The organism is Nocardia sp. NPDC058658 (assembly GCF_042716665.1).
Taxonomy (GTDB): Bacteria; Actinomycetota; Actinomycetes; order Mycobacteriales; family Mycobacteriaceae; genus Nocardia.
Genome location: NZ_JBHXRR010000011.1, coordinates 167,643 through 193,507, shown reverse-complemented (window position 1 = coordinate 193,507; position 25,865 = coordinate 167,643). Strand labels below are relative to the sequence as shown.

Annotated in this window: 26 protein-coding genes; 8 read left to right on the top strand and 18 right to left on the bottom strand. The window is 65.2% G+C overall.

What is annotated here, in order from left to right; translation table 11 throughout:
• Window positions 1-158 precede the first annotated feature (158 nt).
• Window positions 159-410, top strand: a complete 252-nt coding sequence (locus tag ACFWUP_RS18365) for a hypothetical protein (protein WP_379235711.1) — start codon at window positions 159-161, stop codon at window positions 408-410.
• The gene (locus ACFWUP_RS18360) at window positions 407-916 is read left to right on the top strand and encodes a hypothetical protein (protein ID WP_379235709.1); all 510 of its coding nucleotides are present in this window, start codon (window positions 407-409) and stop codon (window positions 914-916) included. Before ACFWUP_RS18365 ends, ACFWUP_RS18360 begins: the two co-directional genes overlap by 4 nt.
• A gap of 1,064 nt (window positions 917-1,980) precedes the next feature.
• On the opposite strand, the gene ACFWUP_RS18355 is transcribed toward ACFWUP_RS18360, so the two are convergent.
• The 10 genes from ACFWUP_RS18355 to ACFWUP_RS18310 all read right to left on the bottom strand — a co-directional run bounded on the left by ACFWUP_RS18355 (window position 1,981) and on the right by ACFWUP_RS18310 (window position 8,127).
• Window positions 1,981-2,418, bottom strand: coding sequence for a type II toxin-antitoxin system VapC family toxin (locus tag ACFWUP_RS18355; protein WP_379235707.1), 438 nt, complete (start codon window positions 2,416-2,418; stop codon window positions 1,981-1,983).
• Between the two features lie 330 nt (window positions 2,419-2,748).
• Complete coding sequence (locus ACFWUP_RS18350; protein WP_379235705.1) at window positions 2,749-3,909, bottom strand: serine/threonine-protein kinase; 1,161 nt, start codon at window positions 3,907-3,909, stop codon at window positions 2,749-2,751.
• A gap of 104 nt (window positions 3,910-4,013) precedes the next feature.
• Window positions 4,014-4,451 carry a hypothetical protein gene (locus tag ACFWUP_RS18345; protein WP_379235703.1) on the bottom strand — a complete coding sequence of 146 codons (438 nt, stop codon included), beginning with the start codon at window positions 4,449-4,451 and terminating at the stop codon, window positions 4,014-4,016.
• 41 nt (window positions 4,452-4,492) lie between these two features.
• Window positions 4,493-6,181 carry a hypothetical protein gene (locus ACFWUP_RS18340; protein WP_379235701.1) on the bottom strand — a complete coding sequence of 563 codons (1,689 nt, stop codon included), beginning with the start codon at window positions 6,179-6,181 and terminating at the stop codon, window positions 4,493-4,495.
• Window positions 6,182-6,208: 27 nt separating this feature from the next.
• Window positions 6,209-6,541, bottom strand: a complete 333-nt coding sequence (locus ACFWUP_RS18335; protein WP_379235699.1) for a hypothetical protein — start codon at window positions 6,539-6,541, stop codon at window positions 6,209-6,211.
• Between the two features lie 96 nt (window positions 6,542-6,637).
• Window positions 6,638-6,847 (bottom strand): DUF6802 family protein, encoded by a 210-nt coding sequence (locus ACFWUP_RS18330; protein WP_379235698.1) that lies wholly within the window; start codon window positions 6,845-6,847, stop codon window positions 6,638-6,640.
• Entirely contained in the window at window positions 6,844-7,224 is a 381-nt protein-coding gene (locus tag ACFWUP_RS18325) for a hypothetical protein (protein WP_379235696.1), read from the bottom strand. The genes ACFWUP_RS18330 and ACFWUP_RS18325 overlap by 4 nt, the downstream gene beginning before the upstream one ends.
• Window positions 7,221-7,433, bottom strand: a complete 213-nt coding sequence (locus ACFWUP_RS18320) for a hypothetical protein (protein WP_379235694.1) — start codon at window positions 7,431-7,433, stop codon at window positions 7,221-7,223. The genes ACFWUP_RS18325 and ACFWUP_RS18320 overlap by 4 nt, the downstream gene beginning before the upstream one ends.
• 101 nt (window positions 7,434-7,534) lie before the next feature.
• Complete coding sequence (locus tag ACFWUP_RS18315; protein WP_379235693.1) at window positions 7,535-7,843, bottom strand: DUF6802 family protein; 309 nt, start codon at window positions 7,841-7,843, stop codon at window positions 7,535-7,537.
• 92 nt (window positions 7,844-7,935) lie between these two features.
• Window positions 7,936-8,127 (bottom strand): PspC domain-containing protein, encoded by a 192-nt coding sequence (locus tag ACFWUP_RS18310; protein WP_379235691.1) that lies wholly within the window; start codon window positions 8,125-8,127, stop codon window positions 7,936-7,938.
• A 95-nt stretch (window positions 8,128-8,222) separates the two neighbouring features.
• Here ACFWUP_RS18310 and ACFWUP_RS18305 point away from each other — a divergent pair, with 95 nt between their 5' ends.
• Both ACFWUP_RS18305 and ACFWUP_RS18300 read left to right on the top strand, forming a co-directional pair.
• Window positions 8,223-9,911 carry an ABC-F family ATP-binding cassette domain-containing protein gene (locus ACFWUP_RS18305; protein WP_379235689.1) on the top strand — a complete coding sequence of 563 codons (1,689 nt, stop codon included), beginning with the start codon at window positions 8,223-8,225 and terminating at the stop codon, window positions 9,909-9,911.
• Window positions 9,908-10,333: a hypothetical protein gene (locus tag ACFWUP_RS18300; protein ID WP_379235687.1), complete on the top strand. Its 426-nt coding sequence runs from the start codon at window positions 9,908-9,910 to the stop codon at window positions 10,331-10,333. The genes ACFWUP_RS18305 and ACFWUP_RS18300 overlap by 4 nt, the downstream gene beginning before the upstream one ends.
• Here ACFWUP_RS18300 and ACFWUP_RS18295 read toward each other — a convergent pair.
• The 6 genes from ACFWUP_RS18295 to ACFWUP_RS18270 form a co-directional block, all read right to left on the bottom strand.
• Window positions 10,330-10,683 (bottom strand): hypothetical protein, encoded by a 354-nt coding sequence (locus ACFWUP_RS18295; RefSeq protein WP_379235685.1) that lies wholly within the window; start codon window positions 10,681-10,683, stop codon window positions 10,330-10,332. The genes ACFWUP_RS18300 and ACFWUP_RS18295 overlap by 4 nt on opposite strands.
• Before the next feature lie 132 nt (window positions 10,684-10,815).
• Window positions 10,816-12,153, bottom strand: coding sequence for a phosphoglucosamine mutase (glmM, locus tag ACFWUP_RS18290; protein WP_379235681.1), 1,338 nt, complete (start codon window positions 12,151-12,153; stop codon window positions 10,816-10,818).
• 137 nt (window positions 12,154-12,290) lie between these two features.
• A complete protein-coding gene (gene rpsI, locus ACFWUP_RS18285) occupies window positions 12,291-12,818 on the bottom strand; it encodes a 30S ribosomal protein S9 (protein ID WP_379235679.1) in 528 nt (175 codons plus the stop codon).
• Complete coding sequence (gene rplM / locus ACFWUP_RS18280; protein ID WP_379235677.1) at window positions 12,815-13,258, bottom strand: 50S ribosomal protein L13; 444 nt, start codon at window positions 13,256-13,258, stop codon at window positions 12,815-12,817. The genes rpsI and rplM overlap by 4 nt, the downstream gene beginning before the upstream one ends.
• Window positions 13,259-13,428: 170 nt before the next feature.
• Window positions 13,429-14,775: a hypothetical protein gene (locus ACFWUP_RS18275; RefSeq protein ID WP_379235675.1), complete on the bottom strand. Its 1,347-nt coding sequence runs from the start codon at window positions 14,773-14,775 to the stop codon at window positions 13,429-13,431.
• Between the two features lie 145 nt (window positions 14,776-14,920).
• A complete protein-coding gene (locus ACFWUP_RS18270) occupies window positions 14,921-17,443 on the bottom strand; it encodes an FHA domain-containing protein (protein ID WP_379235673.1) in 2,523 nt (840 codons plus the stop codon).
• Between the two features lie 107 nt (window positions 17,444-17,550).
• Between ACFWUP_RS18270 and ACFWUP_RS18265 the strand changes: the two genes are divergently transcribed.
• Window positions 17,551-18,996, top strand: a complete 1,446-nt coding sequence (locus ACFWUP_RS18265) for a metallopeptidase (protein WP_379235672.1) — start codon at window positions 17,551-17,553, stop codon at window positions 18,994-18,996.
• 255 nt (window positions 18,997-19,251) lie between these two features.
• On the opposite strand, the gene ACFWUP_RS18260 is transcribed toward ACFWUP_RS18265, so the two are convergent.
• The gene (locus ACFWUP_RS18260; RefSeq protein ID WP_379235670.1) at window positions 19,252-20,562 is read right to left on the bottom strand and encodes an FHA domain-containing protein; all 1,311 of its coding nucleotides are present in this window, start codon (window positions 20,560-20,562) and stop codon (window positions 19,252-19,254) included.
• 131 nt (window positions 20,563-20,693) lie between these two features.
• On the opposite strand from ACFWUP_RS18260, the gene ACFWUP_RS18255 reads away from it, so the two are divergent.
• The 3 genes from ACFWUP_RS18255 to ACFWUP_RS18245 all read left to right on the top strand — a co-directional run bounded on the left by ACFWUP_RS18255 (window position 20,694) and on the right by ACFWUP_RS18245 (window position 24,430).
• On the top strand, window positions 20,694-21,893 hold the full coding sequence (locus tag ACFWUP_RS18255) for a hypothetical protein (protein ID WP_379235668.1): 1,200 nt from the start codon (window positions 20,694-20,696) through the stop codon (window positions 21,891-21,893).
• Between the two features lie 207 nt (window positions 21,894-22,100).
• Window positions 22,101-23,231 (top strand): hypothetical protein, encoded by a 1,131-nt coding sequence (locus ACFWUP_RS18250; RefSeq protein WP_379235666.1) that lies wholly within the window; start codon window positions 22,101-22,103, stop codon window positions 23,229-23,231.
• Window positions 23,232-23,530: 299 nt separating this feature from the next.
• Window positions 23,531-24,430: a hypothetical protein gene (locus ACFWUP_RS18245; RefSeq protein ID WP_379235665.1), complete on the top strand. Its 900-nt coding sequence runs from the start codon at window positions 23,531-23,533 to the stop codon at window positions 24,428-24,430.
• Window positions 24,431-24,452: 22 nt separating this feature from the next.
• Here ACFWUP_RS18245 and ACFWUP_RS18240 read toward each other — a convergent pair whose 3' ends face one another.
• Entirely contained in the window at window positions 24,453-25,658 is a 1,206-nt protein-coding gene (locus tag ACFWUP_RS18240) for an ATP-binding protein (RefSeq protein ID WP_379235663.1), read from the bottom strand.
• Between the last annotated feature and the right edge of the window lie 207 nt (window positions 25,659-25,865).

Here is a 25,865-nt window from a genome sequence, read left to right as displayed (position 1 = left end):
AGTGGGCCGAAGGACGCCGCTATCTGGGCTTGGACATCCTCGCCAAGAGCCGCCTCACGCTGCTCACCGATACCGGAAACGAGGTGAACGAACCCACCCTCGAACTCAGCGCCTGACCCATTGAACCGAAGGATTTGCGTTACACCACTACTGGGGACTTGACCCAAGCTGCGGCCGCACTCGCCGCAGTAACTGGGGTCGGCGCCGGAGCGGCAGCGGTATTTGAAGCGATTGCCAATGCAATTTTGATTGCGATGACCCTAAATGTCCTGAAACAGGTCAAGAGATACGGGGCAATACTGTCCGGCGCTGCTGCTGCGGTCGGCACACTGACCGGGCTGATCGGGTCCGTGATGGAACTCGAACTCCCGAGTCTCAACGGGAACTACGATCACCCCGGAGTCGCATGATGAGCCGCGAGGAACCGATGCTGGACCCCAACGGGGACGTCGGCATGTCACGCCACCTTTCCAAGGTCATACACGTACTGACAGCCGCACCCAGCGTCGACAAAGACCTCAAAGCCCAACTCAAGGACATCCTGCAGGGCACCGGCACTATCCGAGATCTCGCATACAGCGAAGCATTCAAGAGTCTTGGGGATAAAATCATCCCCAAGGCGCTCGCTGACTTCGAGAACACCCCACCAGCCGAGCGACAGCGATTGGCAGAACTGGGCGAGGTAGTCCTGGACAGGTACCGGAACGGTGATCATGCAACCCCAGCGTCCGCGGAATCACCCCAGCCCGAGCCTGACATCGCGCCTCCGGTAGCCGAAATCGAGCAGCCGCACGCGCGTCACGTAGTTCCAGGAACACGGAAACCTAATCGCGACCTGACTGTCGCGCCCAGTGACTGGGAAGACGAGGATGACCAGTATTTCAGGGATCGAAACCAAGGCGGTTGGTTGCGATGAGTTCGACGCGCTTGAATCCCGGACGTTACCGCCCCAATAGCGGCGACGCCTCAGCATCGCTGCCGTCGACGCCGATGACGTATGAGCGGCCGTGGACCCACAAGAACGATGTGACAATCCGACTGCGTCGATGCCGCGACCCTTTGCCGAATACTGGCCCTCTATGGCAGAAGACGGATCGACCACTACGCGTGGAACCGCTCGAACTGGAGATCGCGCAGTCTCTCCCCGACGTGTGCCCCCATCACGGCCGGACAGCGGTGTCGCGAAAGTCTGTGCGAACCTGCTTCTACGACACCACGTTACATCCCAGGTTCCATCGCCAGCGACTCGGACGCGACATGGTCACCCTTCCTTTCACTCTTAGTGCGCCAACGCCCGCTCCCGTTTCGACGATCATCATCGGGGAATGGCCATGCTGCGACCACTGCAGTCGTACTTCCCGGCGCTACCGCATGCTTTCTCGAGTGCTGCTGTGTCTGATGCTGGCCAACCTCGTGGCCGTGATAGTCGTCAGCGTGGCCAAAATCGACTCCCTCCTACCACCTGTCGTCCTCGCCTTATGGCCGGGATCACTGTTCGGCCTGGTGGCCTTCTTCCTACTGCGCAACAAAGCCACCCAACGTGGGGTGACGTATCGCCCGATCTACGACGAGAGATTCGCCCGCGTCAAAGCCCACCCCCATTTCCGCGGAGCACTTGAACAAGACTCATACCCTCTCGGAACAGACAGCAAATAGTGGCGTGATTCCAAAGTTGTTGAGCAGTAGGAGATCTGGCTGAATCAGCGCGTGTGAACTGCCCCCTTGGTACTGCTTGACGGTTACCGAGACCTGCAAGCCTGGATCCAGTCCAGATCACAACCTTGGCCGCCGATGGCGTGGCCCCCACTGACCGCCGAGGGCGTACACGCTGTTCATCGAACTGGATCGACCGAACCCGTCACGCGGCCGCGAGAACGCAAGAGCGAACACGCCTGGTGTGCAATCGACTCCAGCTACTACCGTCCCAACAGCAACAGCGATGCTGACAATAGGTTGCAGGCAGTAAGCGGGAGACTGCGATCAGGTGAAGCGCACTTCTAGCACGTCGAGTCCCGGGATTCGCTTGAAGTGACGCGTGTTCGCGGTTGCGACCTGCCATCCGATGCTCATCGCGGTCGCGGCGATGAGCACATCGTGGGCACCGATCTCCTCACCTCGATTGGTCAGGTCAGCCCATACGCCCGCGTGAATGCGTGCGGCGAGCGGATCGAACGGTTGCGGCGGAAACGCGGCGATCGCCATCTCCACAAATGCCTCACGCCGGGAGCGGAACTCGGGCTTGGCTCGATGGACACCGTGTAGAAGTTCCGACGCGGTGACGGAAGACATGGCCACGTCTTCATCGAAACCGATCTGAGTTCCGAGCTCCTGGGCGATCTTGTCCAAGGTAGACGCGCCGCCTCGCGTGTGAGCACGCTCGAGATCGATGAACACGGTCGTGTCGATCAGCGTGCCCACGGGTCCTCCGGCATCTGCCCGACTGCCTCACGCACTGCTTCCAGGTCGTCACCGAATTCGGGGTCCGGTGTCGCCGCCGAAGTGAGCAGCCGTAGCGCTTCACTCATGGGACGGCCACGTCGGCGACCCGTCTCCGGGTACTCATCCGGGTGGACAATCACGTACGCGGGCCGGTCATGACTCACGACCACGACCCGCTCATGCCGGTCGACCGCTTCCTTTGCCCGGCGAGGAAGACGTGTCTCTTCGGCCCTGATAGTGGTCATAGCAAGAGGCTACACTTAAACCGTACAGAACCGTACAGATTTTCCGAGGCTTGCTTCGTGGCGGCTACCAGTTGGTGATGTCGGTGGTGACCAGCACGAACAGCACTGCCAGCACTGTCACGTAGAACAGGGCCAGCATCTGTCGTGGTTGCAGTCGGGGTTCGCGTTGAGGGAGGGAGCGGCGGAGGACGGGCTCGTCGGCGGGACGTTTCACAGTCATCGCGACCCATCCCGGCTTGCCTTTTACTTCCGGAGGTCGGACCGGACCCCAGTCGACCGCCCTGCGGTCCGCCACTCGCACATCCACTTGGGGCGCAACGGGTCTGGACGCTATCGGCGCAAGCGCACCCACAGACACCAGGCCTGATTCCGCCATCACCAGGGGTCCGGATGCCGCCTGATCGGCCGACACCCGAAACGCCCACTGCACCGCGTCCGCGAATTCTCCGCAGGACACGAATCTGTCCGCGGGGCGCTTCGCCATCGCCTTTGCCAGCACTGCGTCCAACTCCCGTGGCAGATCCGGCCTGACTCGCGTCACCGGCGGCGGTGGGGCCGACATGTGGGACTGGATCACCATCACCGGGTTCGTCGCGTGGAACGGCGACGCGCCTGTCAACATCGCGAAAAAGGTGCAGGCCAAAGAGTATTGGTCGCATCGCGGATCGAGAGGGCGTGCTGCCAGCTGCTCAGGTGAAGCGAATGCCAAAGTGGCGGTGAACAATCCGGTCCGGGTGAGCGGGTTCTGATCGACGCGCAGTCGCGCGATGCCGAAGTCGGCGAGCATCACTCGTTCAGGAAGACCGTGTGCGGACTCGCCGAGCAGGATGTTGGCCGGCTTGATGTCGCGGTGCAAAACACCATGGGTGTGCGCGAAGTCCAGTGCCGCGGCCACCTCGGTCAATACTCGTACCGCCCGCGTCGGCTCGAACACCCCCACTGCCGCCGCGTCGGACCCTTGCACATACTGCATCGCGATCCAGGGCCGATTCCCCTCCACCCCGCGGTCGTACACCGCGACGATGTTCGGGTGGTCCAGCCGTGCGGCGAGATCAGCCTCCCGCTGAAACCGCGCCTGCACCTCCATGTCCCCGAACATGTTCTCGTCCAACAGTTTCAGCGCGATGGAACGAGGCAACCGAGGATGCCGAGCCAGATAGACCGTCCCCATCCCGCCCCGCCCCAGCACGCGCTCGATCGCATACCCGGCGATGAACTCGACCATAGCCTCCCCTACCCACACGTCGGCGGCGCCATCGTATCCAACAACGACCCGGACCGCCGGTTCAGCGCGAGGCGCCTCGACCTGTCGAGCACGTGGTGAGACGTTCAGTCCAGCCAGGTCGAACGGCGGTAGTACTCGGATTCCGGGTCGAAGTCGCCGTCCGACGGCGCGACCGTCGATTGGGCTTGTCGGGCAGCCCTTGCGCGGGCGACAGCGGCTCGGATCTCGGCTTGCCTCAGTTGCTCTGGAGTCCAGTTCGGATCGGGTTCCACCAGGGTCGGCGGCGGTGGAGCCTGCTGACGCACTGGGGGTTGGCTCCAATCCTCGCGCGTCGAAGGCTGCGCGGTCGGTTCAGGCTCCGGTTCACTTTCGGCCTCACTGTCCTGCTCAGCCAGTTCTCGAAGTCGGTTGCCCGCCTCGATCGCGAATTCCTCGGCGCGGATGGCGGTTTGGCGGTTGATCTCGTCGATCTCCTCCATCAGCAACGCCGAGCGGCGACGCGCCTCGGCGGCGATCTGCTCAATCTCTGCTGCGTAGTCCACGGTCGATCATTCTCCAGCCATCGATCGTGAAACACCAAGGGTCACAGTGGGCCTGCTTCGGACAGGACCGCGCCCGAGTCTTCCGGGTTGCTCACCGGGTGGTCGTCGACGCTCGGGGTGTGCTCGCCGTCGGTTTCCTGCTGGGTTGGACGGGGTCCGACAGGTACTCCGCCAGCGACAGAGCCGGAGGACGGTTCGCCGTTGCCGACCTCGCTGGTGACCGGGGCGTCGGTCAGGTCGGGGGTTTCGGGAGTCGTCGGGGTGGCGCCCTCGGCACCTGACCCTGCTTCGGCTAGACCGGCCTCACCCTGGCCGGTGCCGGATTCCGGTGTGCCCGAACCCAACACGCCATTGGAACCATCGTCAGTTGCGGCGGGATCGGCGGAACTCGACTCCTGCTCGATGACCGGAAGTCCGTTCTCGTCCAACGTCAACCGGTATTGCTGACTGTCGCCGTTGGCATCGGTGGTCGTCAACGACAAGCCGTTCTCGCCGGCCTCGATGCTCACCTTGGTGTCACCGAGCTGGAAGGAAGCCTCGTGCTCGCCCGACAACAGGCTGCTCGCCTGCTCGGTCATCTGCTCGATGCCGTCGCTGATGGATGTCCCCACTGATTCGACGGCGGAGGTGAGGGTGGTGCCGAGGTCGCCGGTCAACGCGCTCGACAGGGTGGTGCCCAGTTCGCTGATCGTCGATGTGAGGGTGCTCAGCGCGCTGCTGGTATCCGAGTCGTCTGTCGTGTCGTCGTCGGTGCTGGTGTCAGTGCTCGGCGTTGCCGTCTTCGCGGGTGATCCGGTCGATGCCGAATTGTCCCCGGTCTGGGTGCCGGCGGCCGTGGTACCGCCGCCGGAACTGGTACCGCCGCCGGAACTGGTACCGCCGCCGGAACTGGTGCCGCCGGTGCTGCCGGCCTGATCGCCGTTCGCTTTCGAGCTGTCCGGAACCGTCTTCTGACCGTCCCCGTTCGCGACTGCAACGGACTTCGCGCTGTCGTATGACTTCTCTTCGATCGCATTGAGAGCAGTGACGATCGTGTCGTACTTGCCCTCGACGGCAGTTCGTGCGATCGAACATGCTGTGCTGAACGAGGTCAGCATCTCCTCGTATTTGAAGGCGAAGGTCTGGCTAAGCCAACGATCGCACTCCAACTTGATCAGTTCGGGGTGCTTCTTCGGGAAGGTAGCTCCGTGCAGCATCTTCTTCCAGACGGCCTTGTCCATTTCGCCCGTGTTCTTGCCGTCGATCACCTCATCGATGTCCGCTGGAGTCAGACCTCCGACTTCGACTTTGCCGTTGACCAATATTTCGTTGATGAGGTTGACCTTGTCTTTGACGGTCGACAGCATGGTGGTGCTCGCCGTGTTCAGTGCGTCGAGGACCTGCTGTACAGCCGTGCAATCCGTCGAGGAATGGCTCGCCAGATTCGCGACGACTTCGATACCGCGAGTCGCTGCCTCACCCTGCCACGACACCGGGAGCACCTGGCTGACCTCTCGCTGCTTGTCGGACTGCGCCTTCGCGGTAGTCAGCACGAGTTGGAGACTCGCCGCTGTTGCCGCCAAGGTCTGGGTGTTCAGCCCGCGCTCCGCGTCATAGGCGGTGTAGATGGATTGCAACGTCATCGTCTGATCACTGGGGAAGGCGCGCATGTACCTCGGGGTCAGGTCTGTGAAGAACCCGAGGCCTCGTGCTGCGCCGTCGTCGAGAATTCCGTCGATTGTCTCAGCCATGGTCGACCGCCTTCCGCCCGTCGTCGATCATTTACCCGGCAGCTGGGCTGCGACCTTCTTCTGGTCCTGGGCATTGGAGTTGTCGACACCGACGAGTTCGATCGTCACCGCGCCGATCGCACCAGCGGTGTAGTCGGTAGCGGTGGTCCACCGATTCAGCCAGCCACTGATCCGATCGAATCCGGCCGCGATTCGTTGACCGCGGTCCGTGTAGGCGCGCCCGGCCTCAACGCCAGACCCCCATGCGTTGACGTTGGTCGCTGCTTTACGCAGCTCACCGACATTGCCGTGCAGATCGCTGACGGATTGTGTGATCACCTCCGGTTTGACCACGATCCCGTTCGAGACGGTTGTACTCATCCCCCACCTCCAGTACTCGAAGCACGCCACAACGGCGTCCCTACCTAGTTGGACGCACGAAGCAGCCCGTCGGTTCCCTCACCGGCGGACCGAAATCTACTTCTCCAGGTTCCCCTGGTCCGTCTTACGCCACTCCGACGTCCCGTCCGGGTGGCGGTGGTACTCCCAGGCGGCGTAGTCGCCGTCTTCCTCGACGACGGTGACGTGGTCGGCCAGGCCGTCGTGGTCGTAGTCGGACCAGATGCTGGTCTTGTCATCCGCGAGCGGGAGGCGCGGGTTCGGGCGAGCGGGTTCGGCCGAGGTCACGCGGGTCGAGTGCGGCCCGATTCGATGATCTGTTGTGCGCGCTGAAACGAAACCCCCATGAGCGCGCCGATATCACGCACTGTCGCGCCAGCACTTTGCAATGTGGTCGCGGCGTTGCGACGCGCCTGTGCCGCCCGCTCGGCCGCTTGCTCGACTTGTTGGCCTGCCGTCCGGTATTCGTCGAGCGACACCGCGATGTCTTCGGGCCACTCGACAACCACATCGAACGAGTCGAGACCGGTCATGATGGTGATGAGGTCGCGCGCCATGGTCTCGACCTGACGCAGATTCAGGGCCTGGGTGACGCGGTCGATCTCGGGAACCTCGATCATCCAGGCGTCTTCATCGCGGGTGACTCGCGCGGTGTAGCTACTCACTTCCACCAGTCCTCTCCCAATTTCTGAGCGGCTTGCTTGTAGATGCCGAGAGTGGTCATCTCACGCACCTCGTTGTGCCGGGGAACAGGGATCTTGAGTCCATCGAGTTCGATGATGGTGTGGTTGCCACCTTCGTTGACCTCGATGTCGAGATCCTTGGCCTTTGCGGCATCCCGGATCGCTTTGATGATGTCCCTCCGCTTCGTCACCAGCATAGTCTAGCCACGCTTGACTTTTCCAGTCAAGGCGCACTAGACGATTCCGACAATGCGGACGGCACTCCTGTGCACATACGGCAGCGGGCGAGAATCTACTTCTCCAGGTTCCCCTGGTCCGTCTTACGCCACTCCGACGTCCCGTCCGGGTGGCGGTGGTACTCCCAGGCGGCGTAGTCGCCGTCTTCCTCGACGACGGTGACGTGGTCGGCCAGGCCGTCGTGGTCGTAGTCGGACCAGATGCTGGTCGAGTCGGGGTCGCTCAGGCTCAGGGAGTCGGCGACGCCGTCGTGGTCGAGGTCAAGGGATGGGTTGTTCAGTTCTACGGCGCCGAGGCCGCCCAGGGATGAGTGGGCGTCGATGTCGGGTAGGCCGAGGCCGGAGAACTCGCCCGAAGTGACCATGACTGCTCCTCCAACGTGAAACTCGCGGATGACGACGTGGCGGGGGTGGCCACCATCTTGTCATCCGCGAGCTGCGGGCGCGGGGTTCGGGGCTAGTTCTTGGGGATGAGGATCCACATCGCCAGGTAGATCAGGAACTGGGGGCCGGGGAGCAGGCAGGAGACGACGAAGACCAGGCGGACGACGTTGGGGTTCCAGCCGTAGCGTTCGGCGAGGCCACCGCAGACGCCTGCGATCCAGGAGTTGCTGGTGGAACGGGTGAGGCGGCGGGCGGGGGCGGTCATAGTGTGCCTTCCTGGGGAGCGGTGATGTCTCCATACTGCCGAGGCAGGACCCGCACCCGCATCGGTCCACAGACCTATCCGCACCCTGATTTCGGATGGCCCCGACCTCAGGGTTCAACCCCGAGACGGGCACAATTGTCGAGGTGAGCACGACATTGCACGCCAGCGGCCTGTCCGCGGGGCACGCCGAACGGACCCTGTTCGCCGACCTCGATTTCACTCTCGCCCCCGGCGATGTGATCGGGCTGGTCGGGGTGAACGGGGCGGGCAAGTCGACGCTGCTGCGGATGCTGGCCGAGCGTGAGCCGGGCGAGGGCACGATCGCGTTGAGCCCGCCGGATGCGACTGTCGGGTATCTGACCCAGGAACCGGAGCGCATCGAGGGCGAGACGGTGCTCGAATTCCTTTCGCGCCGAACCGGAGTCGCGCACGCCCAGCAGGTGATGGACTCGGCGGCCGAACGCCTCGGCGACGGTGGCGACGACGATTACTCACCCGCGCTGGAACATTGGCTGGCATTGGGCGGGGCGGACCTCGATCAGCGCGCCGAAGAGGTCGCCGCCGATCTGGGACTCACCAAAGGTTTGGCAAGCGGTCTGGACACTCCGATGACGGGCCTGTCCGGCGGCCAGGCCGCTCGGGCGGGGCTGGCGTCGGTGTTGTTGTCGCGCTTCGACATTCTGCTGCTCGACGAGCCGACCAACGACCTCGACATGGACGGTCTGGACCGGTTGGAGAAGTTCGTCACCGGCGTGCGCGTGCCGCTCATGGTGATCAGCCACGATCGAGAGTTCTTGGCGCGCACCGTGAACAGTGTCCTCGAACTCGATCTGGCGCAGCAGCAGACAGGCTTCTACGACGGCGGCTACGACGCCTACCTCGCCGAACGCGAGATCGCCCGCAGGCACGCCCGCGAGGCCTACGACGAATTCGCCGACACCAAAGCAGGTTTGGAGTCACGGGCGCAGATGCAGCGCAACTGGCTCGAGCACGGCGTGCGCAATGCCCGCCGCAAGGGCAAGAACGACTCCGACAAGATGGGCCGCAAGACCCGCGCGGAATCCACCGAGAAGCAGGCCGCCAAAGCCCGCCAGACCCAGCGCCGGATCGAACGCCTCGACGTGGTCGACGAGCCGCGCAAGGAGTGGGAGCTGCGGATGGAGATCGCGTCCGCACCCCGCAGCGGCGCGGTGGTCGCGACGGCCAACAACGCCACCGTCGCACGCGGCGAGTTCACCCTCGGCCCGATCACCACCCAGATCGACTGGGCCGACCGGATCGTGCTCACCGGCGCCAACGGGTCGGGCAAGTCGACCCTGCTCGGCCTGCTGCTCGGCAAGATCGCACCCGACACCGGTACGGCTGCACTGGGTTCCGGTGTCGAGATCGGCGAGGTCGACCAGGCCCGCGGACTGTTCCGCGGTGACGACGCGCTGGCCGACACCTTCGCCGCCGCGATGCCCGACTGGCCCGACGCCGAAGTCCGCACCCTGCTGGCCAAGTTCGGCCTGCGCGGCCCGCACGTCACCCGCGCCTGCGACACGCTCTCCCCCGGCGAACGCACCCGTGCCGCGCTGGCCCTGCTGCAGGCGCGCGGGGTGAACCTGCTGGTCCTCGACGAACCGACCAACCACCTCGACCTGGCCGCCATCGAACAGCTCGAGCAAGCTGTCGAATCCTTCACCGGCACTTTGATTCTGGTGACACACGATCGCCGGATGCTGGATTCTGTTCGTGCGACCCGTCGTTGGCACATGTCCGGTGGGCTACTCACCGAGGAATGACCATGACTTTAGGCATCGACACCCGAATCACCCTGCTCGTCACAGGTTTCATCTTCCTGAGCGCGCTGCTGCTCGGGGTGTGGAAGTACCACGGCATCCGAGTCGACGGGGCGGCGCACGTCTACGTCGACATCGCCCACCGCGCGGCCCTGATGTACTCCTTCGCGGGGATCCTCCTGGCCGTGTTCACCGAGCTCAGCGCCTGGCCGACGATCGTGAACCTGACCGCCGACCTGGTGATTCTCGCGTTCTTCGTCGGCGCGATCGCCAGTTACGCCCTGCACGGGTTGCGCCGCGACACCACCAACCAGTTCGACGGGCAGATACCCGCCGAACTACGCCTGTCGATGTACGGACTGATCGCGGGCGAGATCGGCGGCTTCTGCGTACTGTTCAGCGGTTTCGTCGCCGGACAGTTCTAGAAAGACTGCACCACAACAGGTTCGGCCGCACCGAACAGGTCGATATCGGAACCCAACTTCGCCCCGATCAGCCCGGCACCGACGGTGACCCCGAGGACGGCGACGACCGCGATGAACGAACGCGACCGTGGCACGCGTGGCGCCGCGAACGCGCGGGTGCGTGGCGCCTCGGCGACCGGTTCGTAGGCGGGTTGGCCGTAACCCTCGTCGCGAATCGGCACCGTGTGTGAATACCCCTGCGGCACTTCGCGACACCCCGGCCGCCCACAGGCCCCACCGCAGCGGTGCGGCTCGCCGTACTCGTACGGGTACTGATCGGAGTAGTTGCGGGCAGACAGCGGCGGAACCATGATCGGCCCCCTTCGAATCGTGCTGCGCGCCGAGATAACCGCCTGCGCCGAGCAGCACACACGCGCCAGGGGCACACAGGTCCTTACGGCGTATTCAAATACTAGTTGGACCGGGCGCGACCCGCCAGACGACTAGACCGCGGCGACCCGCTTGGCCAGATCATCGGCCAGCTGACGTGCCTGCGCCGGATCGGTGGCCTCCACCATCACCCGCACCAGCTGCTCGGTTCCACTGGGCCGCAACAGAACTCGTCCGGTCTCCCCCAGGATCCGCTCGGCCTCGGCCACCGCCTCCAGCACCTCGGGAGCAGCCGCGACAGCGCTCTTGTCCGACACCGCGACATTGATCAGCACCTGCGGCACCGTGGTCATCACCGACGCCAGCGAGGCCAACGAAGACCGGGTCTGTGCCATCCGCGCCATCAGTCGCAGCCCGGTGAGCACCCCGTCGCCGGTGGTGCCGAAGCGCGGGAACACCACGTGCCCGGACTGTTCGCCACCGAGGCTGTACCCGCCGCGACGCAGTTCTTCGAGCACGTACCGGTCACCGACGGCGGCGGTGATGACGGTGATCTCGGCGGCGCGCATCGCGATGTGCAGGCCGAGGTTGCTCATCACGGTCGCGACGAGCGTGTTGTCGACCAGCTCGCCCGCCTCGCGCATCGCCAGCGCGAGCACGGCCATGATGGCGTCACCGTCGACGACAGCACCCGTGGCGTCCACCGCGAGGCACCGATCGGCGTCACCGTCGAGGGCGATGCCCAGGTCGGCACCGTTTTCGAGGACCGCGCGCCGCACGTTGTCGAGGTGCGTGGAACCGCAACCATCATTGATGTTGAGCCCGTTGGGTTCGGCGTTGATCGCGATCACCCGTGCGCCCGCCTCCCGGTACACCTGCGGCGCCACCTCGGCGGCCGCACCGTGCGCGCAGTCGACGACGACGGTCAGCGAGGACAGATCCTGGCCGGTGGATTCGAGCAGATGCTCGACATAGCGTTCGTGGGTGCCCTCGACGGTGTAGTCGCCACGCACCCGGCCGATGCCCGCGCCGGTGGGGCGTCCGGTGACGCCTTCGTCGATCAGGGCTTCGATCCGGGCCTCGATGGCGTCGTCGAGCTTGTGCCCGCCCGCCGCGAAGATCTTGATGCCGTTGTCGGGCATGGGGTTGTGCGAGGCGGAGATCATCACGCCGAAGCACGCGTCGTACAGGCCGGTCAGATACGCCACGGCCGGAGTGGGCAGCACGCCCACCGAGAGAACATCGACACCGACCGACGTCAGACCGGCGGTCACCGCGGCTTCGAGCATCTCGCCGCTGGCGCGCGGATCGCGTCCCAGCACCGCGACCGGGCGCTTCTTGCCACGCGAGAGCACCTGCGCTGCCGCGGCGGCCACGCGCATCGCCAGTTCCGGACTCAGCGAATCGTTGGCGAGCCCTCGAACACCATCTGTACCGAACAGCCGTCCCATAAACCCTCTACCGTTGTAGGTCCAGATAGCACAAGAGCAGGCCACCAGCCGTGCTGGAAGCCTGCTCTCGCACATGCTCCGCCGACGGTACCGTCTCCACCAAAGCTAAGCGAAAACGGCCGTCGACAGTGCGTAAATCAGCGCTTCGAGTACTGAGGCGCCTTACGGGCCTTCTTCAGGCCGTACTTCTTGCGCTCGGTGGCACGCGGGTCACGCGTCAGGAAGCCGGCACGCTTGAGGGCGGGACGGTCGTCCGGGGTGACCACGATCAGCGCGCGGGCGATAGCCAGACGCAGGGCGCCTGCCTGACCCGACGGGCCGCCACCGACCAGGCGGGCGAAGATGTCGAAGTTCTCGACACGCTCGACCAGCACCAGCGGGGACTTCACGAGCTGCTGGTGCACCTTGTTCGGGAAGTAATCCTCGATGGTGCGGCCGTTGAGCTCGAAGTTGCCCGAACCGGGCACCATGCGAACGCGAACGACGGCTTCCTTACGGCGGCCGACGGTCTGCACCGGGCGGTCGAGGCCGAGCGGCTCGAAAGCCAGCTCTTCTTCGACGTACTCGCCTTCGGCGTAGCCTTCGCCGTCTTCGACGATCTCGACGATGACCTCATCGGTCGCCACGTCGAACTCTTCGGCTGCGAACTCTTCAGGAGCGGTCACTGGGCCACCTGCTTGATCTCGAACGGAACCGGCTGCTGCGCGGCGTGGGGGTGGTTCGGGCCTGCGTAGACCTTCAGCTTGCCCGCGATCGCGTTGCCCAGCTTGTTCTTCGGGATCATGCCCTTGACGGCCTTCTCCACCAGACGATCGGGACGGGTCGCCAACACCTCGCCGACAGTGCGCGACTTGAGGCCGCCCGGGTGTCCGCTGTGGTGGTGGATGAGCTTGTCGTTCTTCTTGTTGCCGGAGATGGCAACCTTCTCCGCGTTGATGATGATGACGAAGTCGCCACCATCGACGTGGGGAGCGTAGGTCGGCTTGCCCTTGCCGCGAAGCAGGCCAGCGGCCTGCACGGCGAGACGGCCGAGGACTACGTCAGTGGCGTCGATGACGTACCACTGACGAGTGGTGTCACCTGCCTTGGGGCTGTACGTAGGCACAGTGGATCCCTGTCTGTCGTCGGTGTTGCCGGCCCTGTTGTGTGGATCGGATTGCCCTGGCGGCCGGTGGAGACCCAGGACATCGAGGAGACGCCGATCCGCGAACGGTTCGACGTTCCACACGCCAACCGGCAACGATACCAGCGACGCATCACCGACCCACAATCGGGCTAGATCACTACCGGCGGTCCCGGGTCGGTTGCCCGCGCGGGACCGGGGATCAGGTAGCGCAGGGTGTCGATGCCGGGGGTGACGCAAGCGGGATCGTCGACGAGCAGCCCCCGCGCGGTCTCGACGCCCTCGCGCGGGACCGTCTTCGCGTACGGGGTGAACGCGCAGCTCACCGGTTCGGCGGCCGAGGCAACGGCGGGACTCGGCTGGAAGGTGACCAGCGCCAGCGCGCCGACCACCGCCGGTGCGCCGAAGAAGCCCTTCTTCACCTTGCCGAGCAGGCCCGCGCGGTCGTCATCGTCGTGTTCGAGCGCGTGCCGAGGTGCGCGAGCGGGTGGACCCGACGGCTGCGGCGGGTGCGTGGCGGGCGGACCGGCGACGAAGCCCGCGGGTCCCGGCGGTTGCGCTGCGGGCGGTGCCGTGGGTTGCGCACCCCACCCGACCTGCGCGGCAACGGCCTGACCAGGATGACCGGAGGCCGGATAGTCCTCCTCCTCGTCGTCGAGGTCGGGGTCGGTGACCAGCAGATGCGCGGCGCCGAGAACCAGCGCGTGCATCGGATGGTCGGCCACGTGCAGCCGCTGGCCGAGGTGGTTCTGGAACGCGAAACGTAGGGCGTCGTTGAAGCAGACATTGCCCGCGAGCAGCACCGTCGAGGTGTCGGCGCCGATCGAGCGGGCCGCGGCCATCGCCTCGATCACCACGTTGTCGGCCGTGCGGGCGTCGCGCAGCGCCTCGGCGCTGACCGAGACCTCCGTCGATTCGGTCGGTTGTTCGTCGTCGCCGTGTACCGCGACGACCAGCAGCGAACGCCCGTCGGAGTAGATGCCGGTGGCGCCGACGCCGGTGCGATGCCGCTCGCTGGGCGGGGAGACCAAGCCGAGTGCGCGCACATAACCCGAGAGCGCGACGCTCTCCGGCAACGGTTCCACGACCACGTCGAGTTGCTCGACGAGCGCCGCGTAGACCTCGACCTTGTCCTCGGGCCAGCTGTCCGGATACGGCAGCGCGACCACCTGCGGCTTGCCCCGCAGGTACTTGCCGATCGACGCGAGCGGGTTGTAGAGCCGGGCCCGGAAGACGAGCTCGGCGGGCCAGGTGGCGCCGGCGATCACGATCTGCGGGTGGCCGAGGATGTCGCGCACATCGGCGATCGCCATCCCCAGATCCGGTCGCTGCCGGTCGACACCGGCGGTGTGCAACCTGCCCGCGGCATCGGCGAGCAAGTAGGCGGGCGGGGTATAGGTGCCCTCGACCTGTACCGGGCGGACCGGGGTCGCGCCGCCACCCGCGGCCACGGACACCACGTCCCACCCCAGATGTAGGGCCCCAACTCGAACGGTCACAGGCTCAAGTGTGCCCGGTCGGCAGCAGACACGCGCATTATGCCCGCCGAAACGGTTCTGACCTGGCCGATCATGCTGTGCACATCGAGGCATGCTCGGGCGCCCTGCGTGGTTACGCGAGCTGCCGCCTCCGGGCGCTGACCGATCATGCCTGCGACTTCTTCAGTCGTAGTCGCGTCCACGTGATCACGGCGAGGATCGAGGTGATCACGATGAGCATCACGATGTCGAGAATCCAGATCATCGGCGTGTGTTCCCAGAGCCCGTCGTCCTGTGAGCCGAAGACCAGCGTCTTCAGATCGACCGTCGACGCGCCCGCCGCGTAACCCCAGCGCGAGGGGAACAGGTACGAGATCTGCTCGAGGCCGACCCGGTCGGTCACCGGGATCAGACCGCCCGCCATCACCAGCTGCACCATGATCATCAGCACGAGCATCGGCATGACCTGCTCGTTGGACTTGGCCAGACTCGACATCAGCAGGCCGAACACCACACAGCACACCGCGGTCATCGCGATATCGAAATACAGCTCGACGCTGCCGCTCGGGATCAGCGAACCTTCGCCCGGCGGCTTCTTACCGAGGAACGTGATGCCGACCAGCACCGCCGACTGCAGGAACGCGGTCACGCTGAACACGACGACCTTGGCCATCAGATACGCCGACGGCAGCAGGCCGACCGCGCGTTCGCGCAGGAAGATCGACCGTTCGCCCACCAGGTCACGCACGCTGAGCGTGGCGCCCATGAAGCACGCGCCGAGGACGAGCACCACCAGCAACTGCTGGGCCTCACCGCCGCTCTCGCGTCCGAACGAACCGTCGGGCAACTGCACCAGCGGGCCCTCGGTGAACCCGTCACTACCCGGCACCACCAGCGACAACGCACCGAGGATGAACGGCAGCACCACCAGGAAGATCAGATACCCCCGGTCGGAGAAGATCAACCGCAACTGCCTGCGAGCCAACGTGCTGAACTGCCGCATCGCACTCGATTGCGGCGGCGCACCCACATTGCCGCGATTCGGTTGCACCGGCGGTGGTGGCGGCATGTACGCCTGCCTTGACCGGTACTTCGCGAAGGCCTGGTCGGGGTTGGCCGCGACCTCGGCGAAGATCTCCGCCCAGTCGCTGGTCCCCATCGCCGCGCCGACCCCACCGGGATGCCCGGCGAACGCGGTCTTGCCGCCGGGAGCGAGCAGTACCACCTGGTCACACATGTCCAGGCAGGCCACCGAGTGCGTCACCACGATCACCACGCGGCCCGCGTCGGCCAGCTCGCGCAGCATCTGCATGACCTGGCGATCCAGCGCCGGGTCCAGACCCGAGGTCGGTTCGTCGAGGATCAGCAGCGACGGACCGGTGAGCAGTTCCATCGCCACCGACGCGCGCTTGCGCTGACCACCGGAGAGCCGGTCGACCCTGGTATCGGCATGCTGGGTGAGCGAAAGCTCTTGCAGCACACCGTCGATCACCTTCTGCCGGTCTGCCTTGGTGGTGTCCGGCGGCAGCCGCAGTTCGGCGGCGAAGCCGAGTGCCTGGCGGACAGTGAGCTGGCGGTGCAGCACGTCGTCCTGCGGCACCATGCCGATGCGCGAACGCAGCGCCTCGTATTCGGCGTGCAGGTTGCGACCCTCGAAGGTCACCACGCCGCCCGAGGGCTGGGTGTTGCCCGCGATCAGTTTCGACAGCGTCGACTTGCCCGCGCCAGAGGGCCCGATCAGCGCGGTCAAGGTCCCGCGCCCGGCCGTCATGTTCACGTCGACGAGCAGTTGCTTGTTGTTCTCGACCGTGAACCCGACCCCGTGCACCGAAAGGCCCTGCTCGGCGACCGGCTTCTGCCGGTGCGCCAGCGCGCCCTGGGTGACGACGAAGTCGATGTTGCCGATGGTGACGATGTCGCGTTCGCGCAGGACCACGCGCTGCTGGCGGTGACCGTTGACGAAGGTACCGTTGGCCGAACCGAGGTCCTCGATCACCAGGCCCTCCGGCGAGGACATCAGCTTCGCGTGCGCCCGCGAGGCGAGCGGGTCGTTCACCACGATCTGGTTGTCGGAGGTGCGGCCGATGCTCAGGCCGCCGGGCGGAATGCGGTCACCGCGCGCGACGGGTTCGGTCGAGGCGGCCTTGCGGACCGGCGGCAGCATCGACGAGTCGGCGCGGCGGGTCATGTTGATGTTGTCCTGCGGCTGCGCGGGCATCTGCGAGGTCGGCACGTATTGCGGTTGCTGCGGTTGCGGGCGCGAGGGCGGCTGGAAGCCCGGATGCTGCTGCGGCGGACGCGGTTGCTGGTGGTGCGGTTGGTGCGACTGTGGCTGCGAGGGCGGCGCGACCATGGTCGCCGCGTGGCGCGCCCCAGGCGCCGCGGGGACCAGGTGCAGCAGCGGCCCGGTGATCGCGTCGCCAAGGCGGACCTGGGTGGGCCGGTCGATCGACACGGGCTGGTTGAGCCTGCGCGCGTCGACGAACACCCCGTTCGTACTCCCGTTGTCGGCGAGTACCCAGGCGCCGTTGCTGAATCGCAGAGTGGCGTGCACACGCGAGACCAGCGGGCTGTCCACGAACAGGGTGACCTCGGGCGCGCGGCCCATGGTGATCTGCTGGCTCGCTTCGAAGACTCGTTCGGTTCCATCATGGCGCACGGTGATGGTCTGCGCCCCCGGTGAAGACATGGAGCGGATACTATGCCATCGCCCGGACATCGGCGGTGCCCCCGAGACGGCTTCGATACCGATCCGGCGATCGACCTGCACGTGTTAGCGGCCGACCAGGGGGACTGATGCCGAAACGTCAAGTGTTCATTGCGATTTCTGTCGTGCTGTGCGCACTGGTGGGAGTCGGATGCACACGGGCGATCGACGGGCACGGCGTCTCGATCTATGACGATCCGTTCCAGGTGGCGGGATTGCCGACCACCGGCGGACCGAACGGACCGCGTCCCGGCGTCCCCGATTCGCCCCTCACCGCGACCAACGGCGACGGTGGCGACGTGGACAAGCTGGCACTCAACGCGATCGACGACATCCAGTCCTACTGGCAGGCCGGTTTCGGCACCGAATTCCCCGGCGAGACCTTCGACCCGGTCGAGAAACTGATCTCCTGGAACGCCCGCGCGGCCCGCAGCCAGGCCGTCGAATTCTGCTCCGAAACGACCTACCACCTGGTGAACGCCGCCTACTGCCGCAGCGACAACTCCATCGGCTGGGACCGCGAGATGCTGCTGCCCACCATGAGCGAAACCTTCGGCACCATGTCGGTGGTGATGGTGCTCGCCCACGAATACGGCCACGCCATCCAGACCATGGCCAAGATGGTCACCAAGAAGACGCCGGTCCTGGTGAAGGAACAGCAGGCCGACTGCTTCGCCGGCGCGTTCATGCGCCACGTCGCCGAGGGCAAATCGAAGCACTTCACGATCAACACCTCCGACGGCCTGAATTCCGTTCTGGCCGCGACGGTTTCGATTCGCGACTCCGACCCCGACGACCCGGAGAGCGTGCACGGCTCGGCCTTCGAACGCGTCACCGCCGTGCAGATCGGGTTCACCGACGGACCGCGCGGCTGCAAGGGCATCGACGAGGACGAGATCGACTCGCGCCGAGGCGATCTCCCGCAGAGCTTCGCCGACGACAGCGGCCGCGGCGAATATCCGGTCTCCCAGAAGAACCTCGTCGAACTGAGCAAGGCGCTGCAGTCGATCCTGCCGGTGAACGAGGCGCCCACCTACGACTACGCGGGCTCGCGCATCGACTGCAAGGACGGCACGGTCACTGACCCCGTCACCTACTGCCCAGCCAAGAACACCATCGCCACCAATGTGGCGGGCCTGGCCGAACGCGGCGCCGTCGACAACGACGACGACGGCCCGCTGCCGGTGAAGGTAAGCGGCGACTACAACGGCTACGTGGTGTTCATCTCCCGCTACACCCTGGCGGTGCAGCGCAGCCACGGCCAGGAGCTGACCGGCGCGAAGACCGGCTTACGCGCGGCCTGCCTGTCCGGTGTGGTCACCGGCGCACTCGCCCGATCCGACCGCCCCGTCGAGCAGGGCGACATCCAACTGTCCGCGGGCGACCTCGACGAAGCGGTCTCGGGCCTGCTCACCGACGGACTGGCCGCCAGCGACACCGAGGGCAACACGGTGCCCAGCGGATTCTCCCGCGTGGATGCCTTCCGCGCAGGCGTCCTCAACGGCGAAACCACCTGCCTGTCAAGGTATAGCTGAGTTTTTGGAACGCTGGCGCGCTCGAGCGCGGCCCCCTGGGGGCAGCGAGTTAGCCGCCGTTGCTAGAGGCTGCGCCTCGACGCAACGGCGGCTAACTCGCGGCCGGGCCGCTACCGCCGCTGCGCGGCGGGCCCTCCCTAGGGGTCGGGCGTGGTGGCTGGGAGTGCGGTCATGGCGGAAACTGGGTGTGTGGTGTGGCTGGGAGTGCGGTCATGGCGGATTCGGGGTGGGGTGTCGTGCAGCGGGAGTGCGGTGTCAGCCGAAGGGGGGCGGGGCAGCCGGTTCGTAGCGCAGTACTCGGTTGCCGATCATGATTTCGGTGCCGGGGACGAGGATCATCGGCTGGTTCGGGGTGAGGCGGACCCAGTCTCGGTAGCCGGGGTGGCGGCTTCGGGTGCCGTTGGTGGAACCGCGATCGATGAGCTGGACGTCCCAATTCACCAGGTGCACTTCGGCATGCGCGCGCGACATGCCACCGGAGGTGTCGTCGATGCGCAGCGGGATGAGGCCGCGCAGGGCCGCTTCGGAGTTCTCCGGGTCGCGCCCGATCACCGCGTCGGCGGCCATCAGGTAGGTCATGCCGTCGTCGAGCACGAGCATGCCCAGCGGCGGGCGGACCACTTCGGCGAGCGCCTGGGTCTGGTCGACCGGCATGCCGCACACCGTGCAGAACGCCGAGCGGGGATCGCTGGGATGCGCACGCGCGCACTTGAATCCCATCACCTTCACCGCGAGCACCGTCGATTTCGCCGTGGCTTCGAGCCTGCGCTGCAGATCTGGATCGGGTTCGGGCGCGGGATTGGTTCCGGAGAGCCGGGTTTCGGCGTTGTGCGGGTCGGCGACGATGTCGTGCGACGTGCCGGTGACGGCGTCCAGCATCGAGGTCGCCGGTTGCATCCCCGTCGCGGGTTGCTGACTCGGTCGTGAATCATGTTGCGGTTCACGCGGTTCCCGGTCGATGCGCGCGGTAGGCGGTGGGGGCCTTCGGGTCTGGCCCGCCGGTTCCGCGGTTCGCACATGGCTGCGCACATCGTTGGACCACATCACGGCCCCGCCCGCCTGCGCGATTCCTTCGACCAGCCAACCGATTCCACGTTCCGGCGGCAGATCCGGGATGCGCCCCTTGGCATCGTCGACGAACAACGCGACCGCCTTCGCGGGCTCCGAGGCCACCCGGTCGACGGTGAACGCCGCGTCACTACCGCGGTAGTACTCCGGCCCACGCTCGTCGGCGAGCACCGCCGTCACCGAACCGTGCAGGAAGATCGCCACCCCACCGTTGTCGGCGGCCGAGAGCACCCCGAAATCGATCGGCACCCCCGGCGAGATCTGCTCGGCGTACTTCATCAACCAGCGGGTCGCCTCCCGCGCCACCACCGAGCCGGGCCCCGACGGCGCCTGCTCGTGTGCCTCACGCACCAACTCCGCCAACGATTCCAGCGCGATCGCCGCGGTATCGCCGGGCGTGAGCTTGCCCTGCCCGCGATGCGCGACCACGATCACCGCGCCCGCGACCCGTGCCACCGCGTGACTTCCGAGCACCACTTCGACCTGCCGATCCCTCACAGGTATCGGCCTCGCAGCACAGAGGTGACCATGACATCCAGAGTATGGCAAGCACCCCGCATCGGTCCCCCTGGGCGGGGTCGGTCCGGTAACTTCATAGGTGTTGTGGGAGGAACATCGAGGGGAATCCGATGATCGATTCGACCAGAATTCGCGTCGCGCTCGCACTGAGCGGGGCCCTCATAGCCCTCACCGGCTGCGCGGTCAGCGGCACACCCGTCGCGGGCGAACCCGATGTGCGCGGTCTGGAGACCGGAACCTTCGCCACCGATCGACACACCTACACCGACACCGCGGGCAACAGAGGCGCGCTGGTCGAAGGCGCGCGGATGTCGGCGGCCGTCGTACCCGCGGTGCGGATCGACCCGTCGCTGTCGCACGGTCGCGGCGGTGTGGTCGTCCCCGATATCGAACGCGCGCTGGATTTCGTCGCCAATGTCTCCAAACCTGTTCTGGAGAACCGGAAATTCATCACCGGCTACGTCGCCCTCGGCGCCGACAAAGCCGATCCCCCCGGCGAAACCCGACCAGGCCCCGACACGACCGCCCTGACCACCGCACTGTTCCGCTTCCCCACCGCCTCCGCAGCCACCCTCGCTGCACGCGAACTCGAAGACGTCGACCTCGCCGTCTCCCCCGACAACCGCAAACTCACCTCGACCGAATACCCCGAGGCGTACCTCCACTGGCGACCGGGCGTCCCCACCATCGGCGCCTTCCTCGCCCACAAAGAGTTCGTGATCTCCCTGTTCATCCAGCGCCCCCGCGCCGACGCCACCGACCTCACCGCCTGGATCGACAAGAACCTCGCCGCCGAACTCGCCCAACTCGCGAAGTTCACCCCCACCCCCGCCGACAAGATCGCCGACCTCCCCGTCGACCCCACCGGCCTCCTCGCCCGCGCCGTCGTCGAAGACCGCGCCGACATGCGCCCCGGCGAGTACACGTTCGCCTCCTACGCCCCCGAACACCTCATCAACAAGGCAACCAACCTCACCACCCGCCAAAACCTCGTCACCACAACAGGAGTCGAGGCCCACGCGGTAGTCGACGGCGGCGCCGTCACCCGAGTCCGCGACCAACCCGCCGCCCGATCCCTCATGCAAGGCCTCATCGACTCAGCAGGCCACTACGACCCCATCACCGCCCCCACCGACGTCCCCACCGCCACCTGCCTGAAACTCAACGACACCGGCAACAAAGAAGACGACTACATCTACCGCTGCTACGTCACCTACAAGCGCTACCTGGCCATGGTCAGCGCCGACACCGAACCCGAAGTCCGCCAGAAGGTCACCGCCCAGTACGCGCTGCTGGCCAACAGTTTGTAGATTCGCTCGACCCCACTCCCCCGATCGCGGTGACGTAGGATTCCGCCGACCATCGTTTCGGGGAGGAATGATCGCTTTGCGCACCGCTGCCGCCCCAGAGCCAAGTGAAATCGGGGGGCACAGTTGAGGCGAATCGTCGGACTACTCGCGGTGGTGGTCCTTGGATCAGGTTGTGCCGCATCCATTCCCGGTCAGGCGAAGCCTGGGATGACGCCGGTGGACGTGGCCGCGTTGAAGACCGGTGCGATGGTCACCGAGCCCACCGCCTTCGAACTGAAGTTCGGCACATTCACTGCCGAGCGGGTCAGATTGATCGAAGGAAGGCGACTTCTCAACATCTTGGCGCACCCCATAGATTTCGTGCCGGAACTGACCGAACTGAGCTACACCAGGATCTTCGCCACCACGGACGAAATGTCGAAAACCGGCGGGCTTCCGGCCGAGTTCAGCGACACTGTCAACGCGAACGATCTGGTAGTCGGGGTCACCTCGGGGCGGACGAACGGGAGCGTTCGCAACTTCGAGTCGATACGTGTCGGCATTCTGCAATTCGGTACCGCACGGAACGCCGAAAATGTCGCCACCGACATTTACCAGGTGGGAACGTCGCGGGAGAACCCGCGACAACCATTCCCGATCCCCGGATATCCCAAAGCCAATGGCTCCGTTTCGGATGTCAGCGTCAACGCCTTTCAGCAACATGGGCCATTCGTAATCGTCGCTGCGATACAAGAACCCCAACTGGACCGTGACGCATCGGCTGACAAGATCAAGAGATTTCTGGACCAGCAAATCGCCGCACTGGACAAGTTCCCACTGATTGCCGACGACGATCTGCTAGACCTTCCGCTCGACCAGGACGGCATCATGCGACGGGCAATGGATAAATCACCGGCAGGCGACCCGTTGCAAATGGGATTCAACGACGAGGATTTCGGGACGTTCCTCCCGTCAGGGATCCTCCACTTCGAACGCAATGCCCTCGAAACGCGCAAGGCGTTCGAGGATGCCGGTGTCGATTTGATCGGACGCCGCTACAGCACCATCTACCGAACTCGTGATGTCGAGGCCGCGTTCACATTGCAGAACGTCCTCGCTCGTCGCGGCAAGAACGACATGGTGCTCGATCCGCCACCGGGTATCGCCGACGCCCGATGCGTTCGGCTGGCCGAGCCGGACAAGAACCGCGATTTCGACGGATTCTGTGTCCTGGTCTATGACCGGTACGTCGCGGTGGTGATGTCGACGGTAGGTCAGATGAAGAGATCACTGTCCGTTGATGTGACGTTGCAAGAACGGACCGCCGCGCAGTATGCGATTCTGACGAAGAGCGAGTAGAACTCATGCGAAATATCCATGCGTACAGCGCTTTTGTCGCTCTCACAGTTCTGTTGAGTGCCTGCGGAGGCAGCCCTGAATCAGCAACCTCGTCTTCGCCCGAGGTAGATGTCACCACGTTGGATTCCGGCAACTACCCCACTACGCCCCTCGACGTCGAACCGACAAGGAGCCCACGCTCGGGAGCCGCACTCGAGGCCATCAGAATCGGCGCGGTCACGCCCGTACCATTCGAGTACGATCATCGTTTCGTCATCGCGCGGCTTCGGATCGACCGCGCAATTACCAGTGATAAACCGGTGGCGTACAACGGCGCAGAATTCCAGAACGGGAAGGAGGCCCTCGCGGCCATTCCCGGCGTCCTCGCAGGCTGGAGAACGGCCGGCCAACGTCGAGATCATTTCGATGCCGGACGCGGAATCACCACGATCACCCAACGATTCACCAACAGTGACCAATCGCGGTTCGCTTACGAAGAGCTGGGGCGTCGCACCAAAGGCGTTCCCGGCGAAATCCCGGGTTATCCGGATGCTCGAGTGCGGGTGGCTGTCACCAAAGGCGGGTACGTGACGCAGTACATGCGGGCCTGGCTGGTCCGCGGCGACATGCTGATCCACATCGAGGTGACAGACCCGGTGAGCGCGCACTACGACGCGGCCGCCAACGCCGACATTGTGAAACGCTTCTTCGACAAGCAACTCGAGATGCTCGAGTCCTACGCGCCGACGCCGGTCAGCGAGCTCGAGACGCTGCCCCTCGATGTCGACGGCATGGTGAGCCGCACCCTATCGGTCGAAAAGGACACCATCGGTCGCGTATACCCAGCACAGGCCCTGGAGCATCTGGCAAGCCGACCCGACAAACTGACACCGGCGATGAGTGACGCAGGCGTCGACTACGCATCCTTCGCCACCGGCTCGGTATTCCGCACCCGCGACCCGGCCGCCGCGGTCCGCTACATGGCCGCAGAGGAAGCCGACTCGACGACCGACCCGAAGTACACCCAGGTCGACGGCCCACCCAACATGCCCGGCGCCCACTGCTACAACACCAAACCAGGCGAGAAATTCTTCGCGAGCACCCCACCGATCTGCATCACCACAGTCGGCCGCTACGTCATCAAATCCGTAGGCGCGAACATCCAGGACGCCCACCAACGCCTCGCCGCCCAGTACAAACTGCTGGCTGGATACAACTGAGGCGCATTCGACGTCCGCTCGATCAACTCCACAGCCCGTCGAGCGGGACGACGAACGCCCCCTCTTCATGCCGGTACATGTGCTCACCGGTATAGAAGACGACCGCCGTCGCGAGGCGGTCGCCGAGGCGCTCACGCAGTGTTCTGATGCCCCGTAGGTCTTCGCCGTGCACTCGGCTACCGACCTTGAATTCGAAGGCGATGATTCGCCCGTCGTCGGTCTCGACGACCAAGTCGACTTCTTCGCCCTCGCTCGTCCGGAAGTGTCCGAATGAGGCCTGCCCATCCCACCAACTGAGTTGCTTGAGAATCTCACTCACAGCGAAGGTTTCGGCCAGATGTCCGTACTCGGAGAGGGCGGCAGGCATTCCGCTGTCGATCTTGGCGGGTGTCAATCCCAGCTTCCACGCGGCAAGGCCCGAGTCGACCAGATGCAACTTGGGATGCCTTGCGACTCTCGAGCCGAGTGTGGTGCCCCAAGCAGGCAATCGATACAGGAGGAAGACTGCCTCGAGTAGTCGCAGGTAGTTCTCGGCAGTCGACTTCTCCAAGCCGATCGCTTGGGCAGCACTCGTCAGATTGAGCACCTGACCGGTTCGCATCGTCAGCTGAGCGAACAGTTGGGGCAACATCTCTCGTTGCCGGATGCGGCTGATTTCGAGTACGTCCCGCTCCAGTACCAGCTGTTGATAGTTCGCGAACCATCGTGATCGCGAAGCCCCGGCAGGGCGGCGCAGCGCAACCGGCATTCCGCCGGAGGTGATGCGGCGGGCGTAGTCGTCACGCGTGGTCGTCGAGGCTACGGTGCGATCTGGTGGCTGGCCGCCGTTGAGGAGATCTTCGATGAACGACTCGCGGGTTCCGCCGATCTCGCCCTGCGACAACGGATTGACATCGATGATGTCGACTCTTCCGGTGAGAGCCTGTCCAGCCTGAGGCAAGGTCGAGTATCGCGTCGATCCCGCCAGTACGAATCGGCCAGGACTCAGGTCGCGGTTCAGTTCAGCTTTGATGGCATCCAACAGTTCCGGCACGTGCTGGTACTCATCGATCAGAATCGGACCGCGCCCGCTGACGAACCGGCCGGGATCGTTGCGAACTGCCGCACGCGTGGCTGGGTCGTCGAGGTCGAGCACCGTGCGATTCGCCGAGTTCGCGATGTGCGCGAGCAGTGTGCTTTTGCCGACGGTGCGCGCGCCGTTGAGCACCAGCACTGGTTCCTCAGCCATCCGGGCCTCCACAACGCCCGTCAAGCGCCGAGGAGCGATCCCGGTCAATGTGCCGTCCATGCTGCGATTATGCCAGATAGGTTAGGAAATTTCGGCTCGTGGATTCCGCAATTCCGGAGTTCTTCCTCCGCAATCTCGCCACCGATACAAGGCTGGCCGGGGGTGACGATTTGCTGCGGTAGTCGGACCGATCGCCCGCGAAAGTGT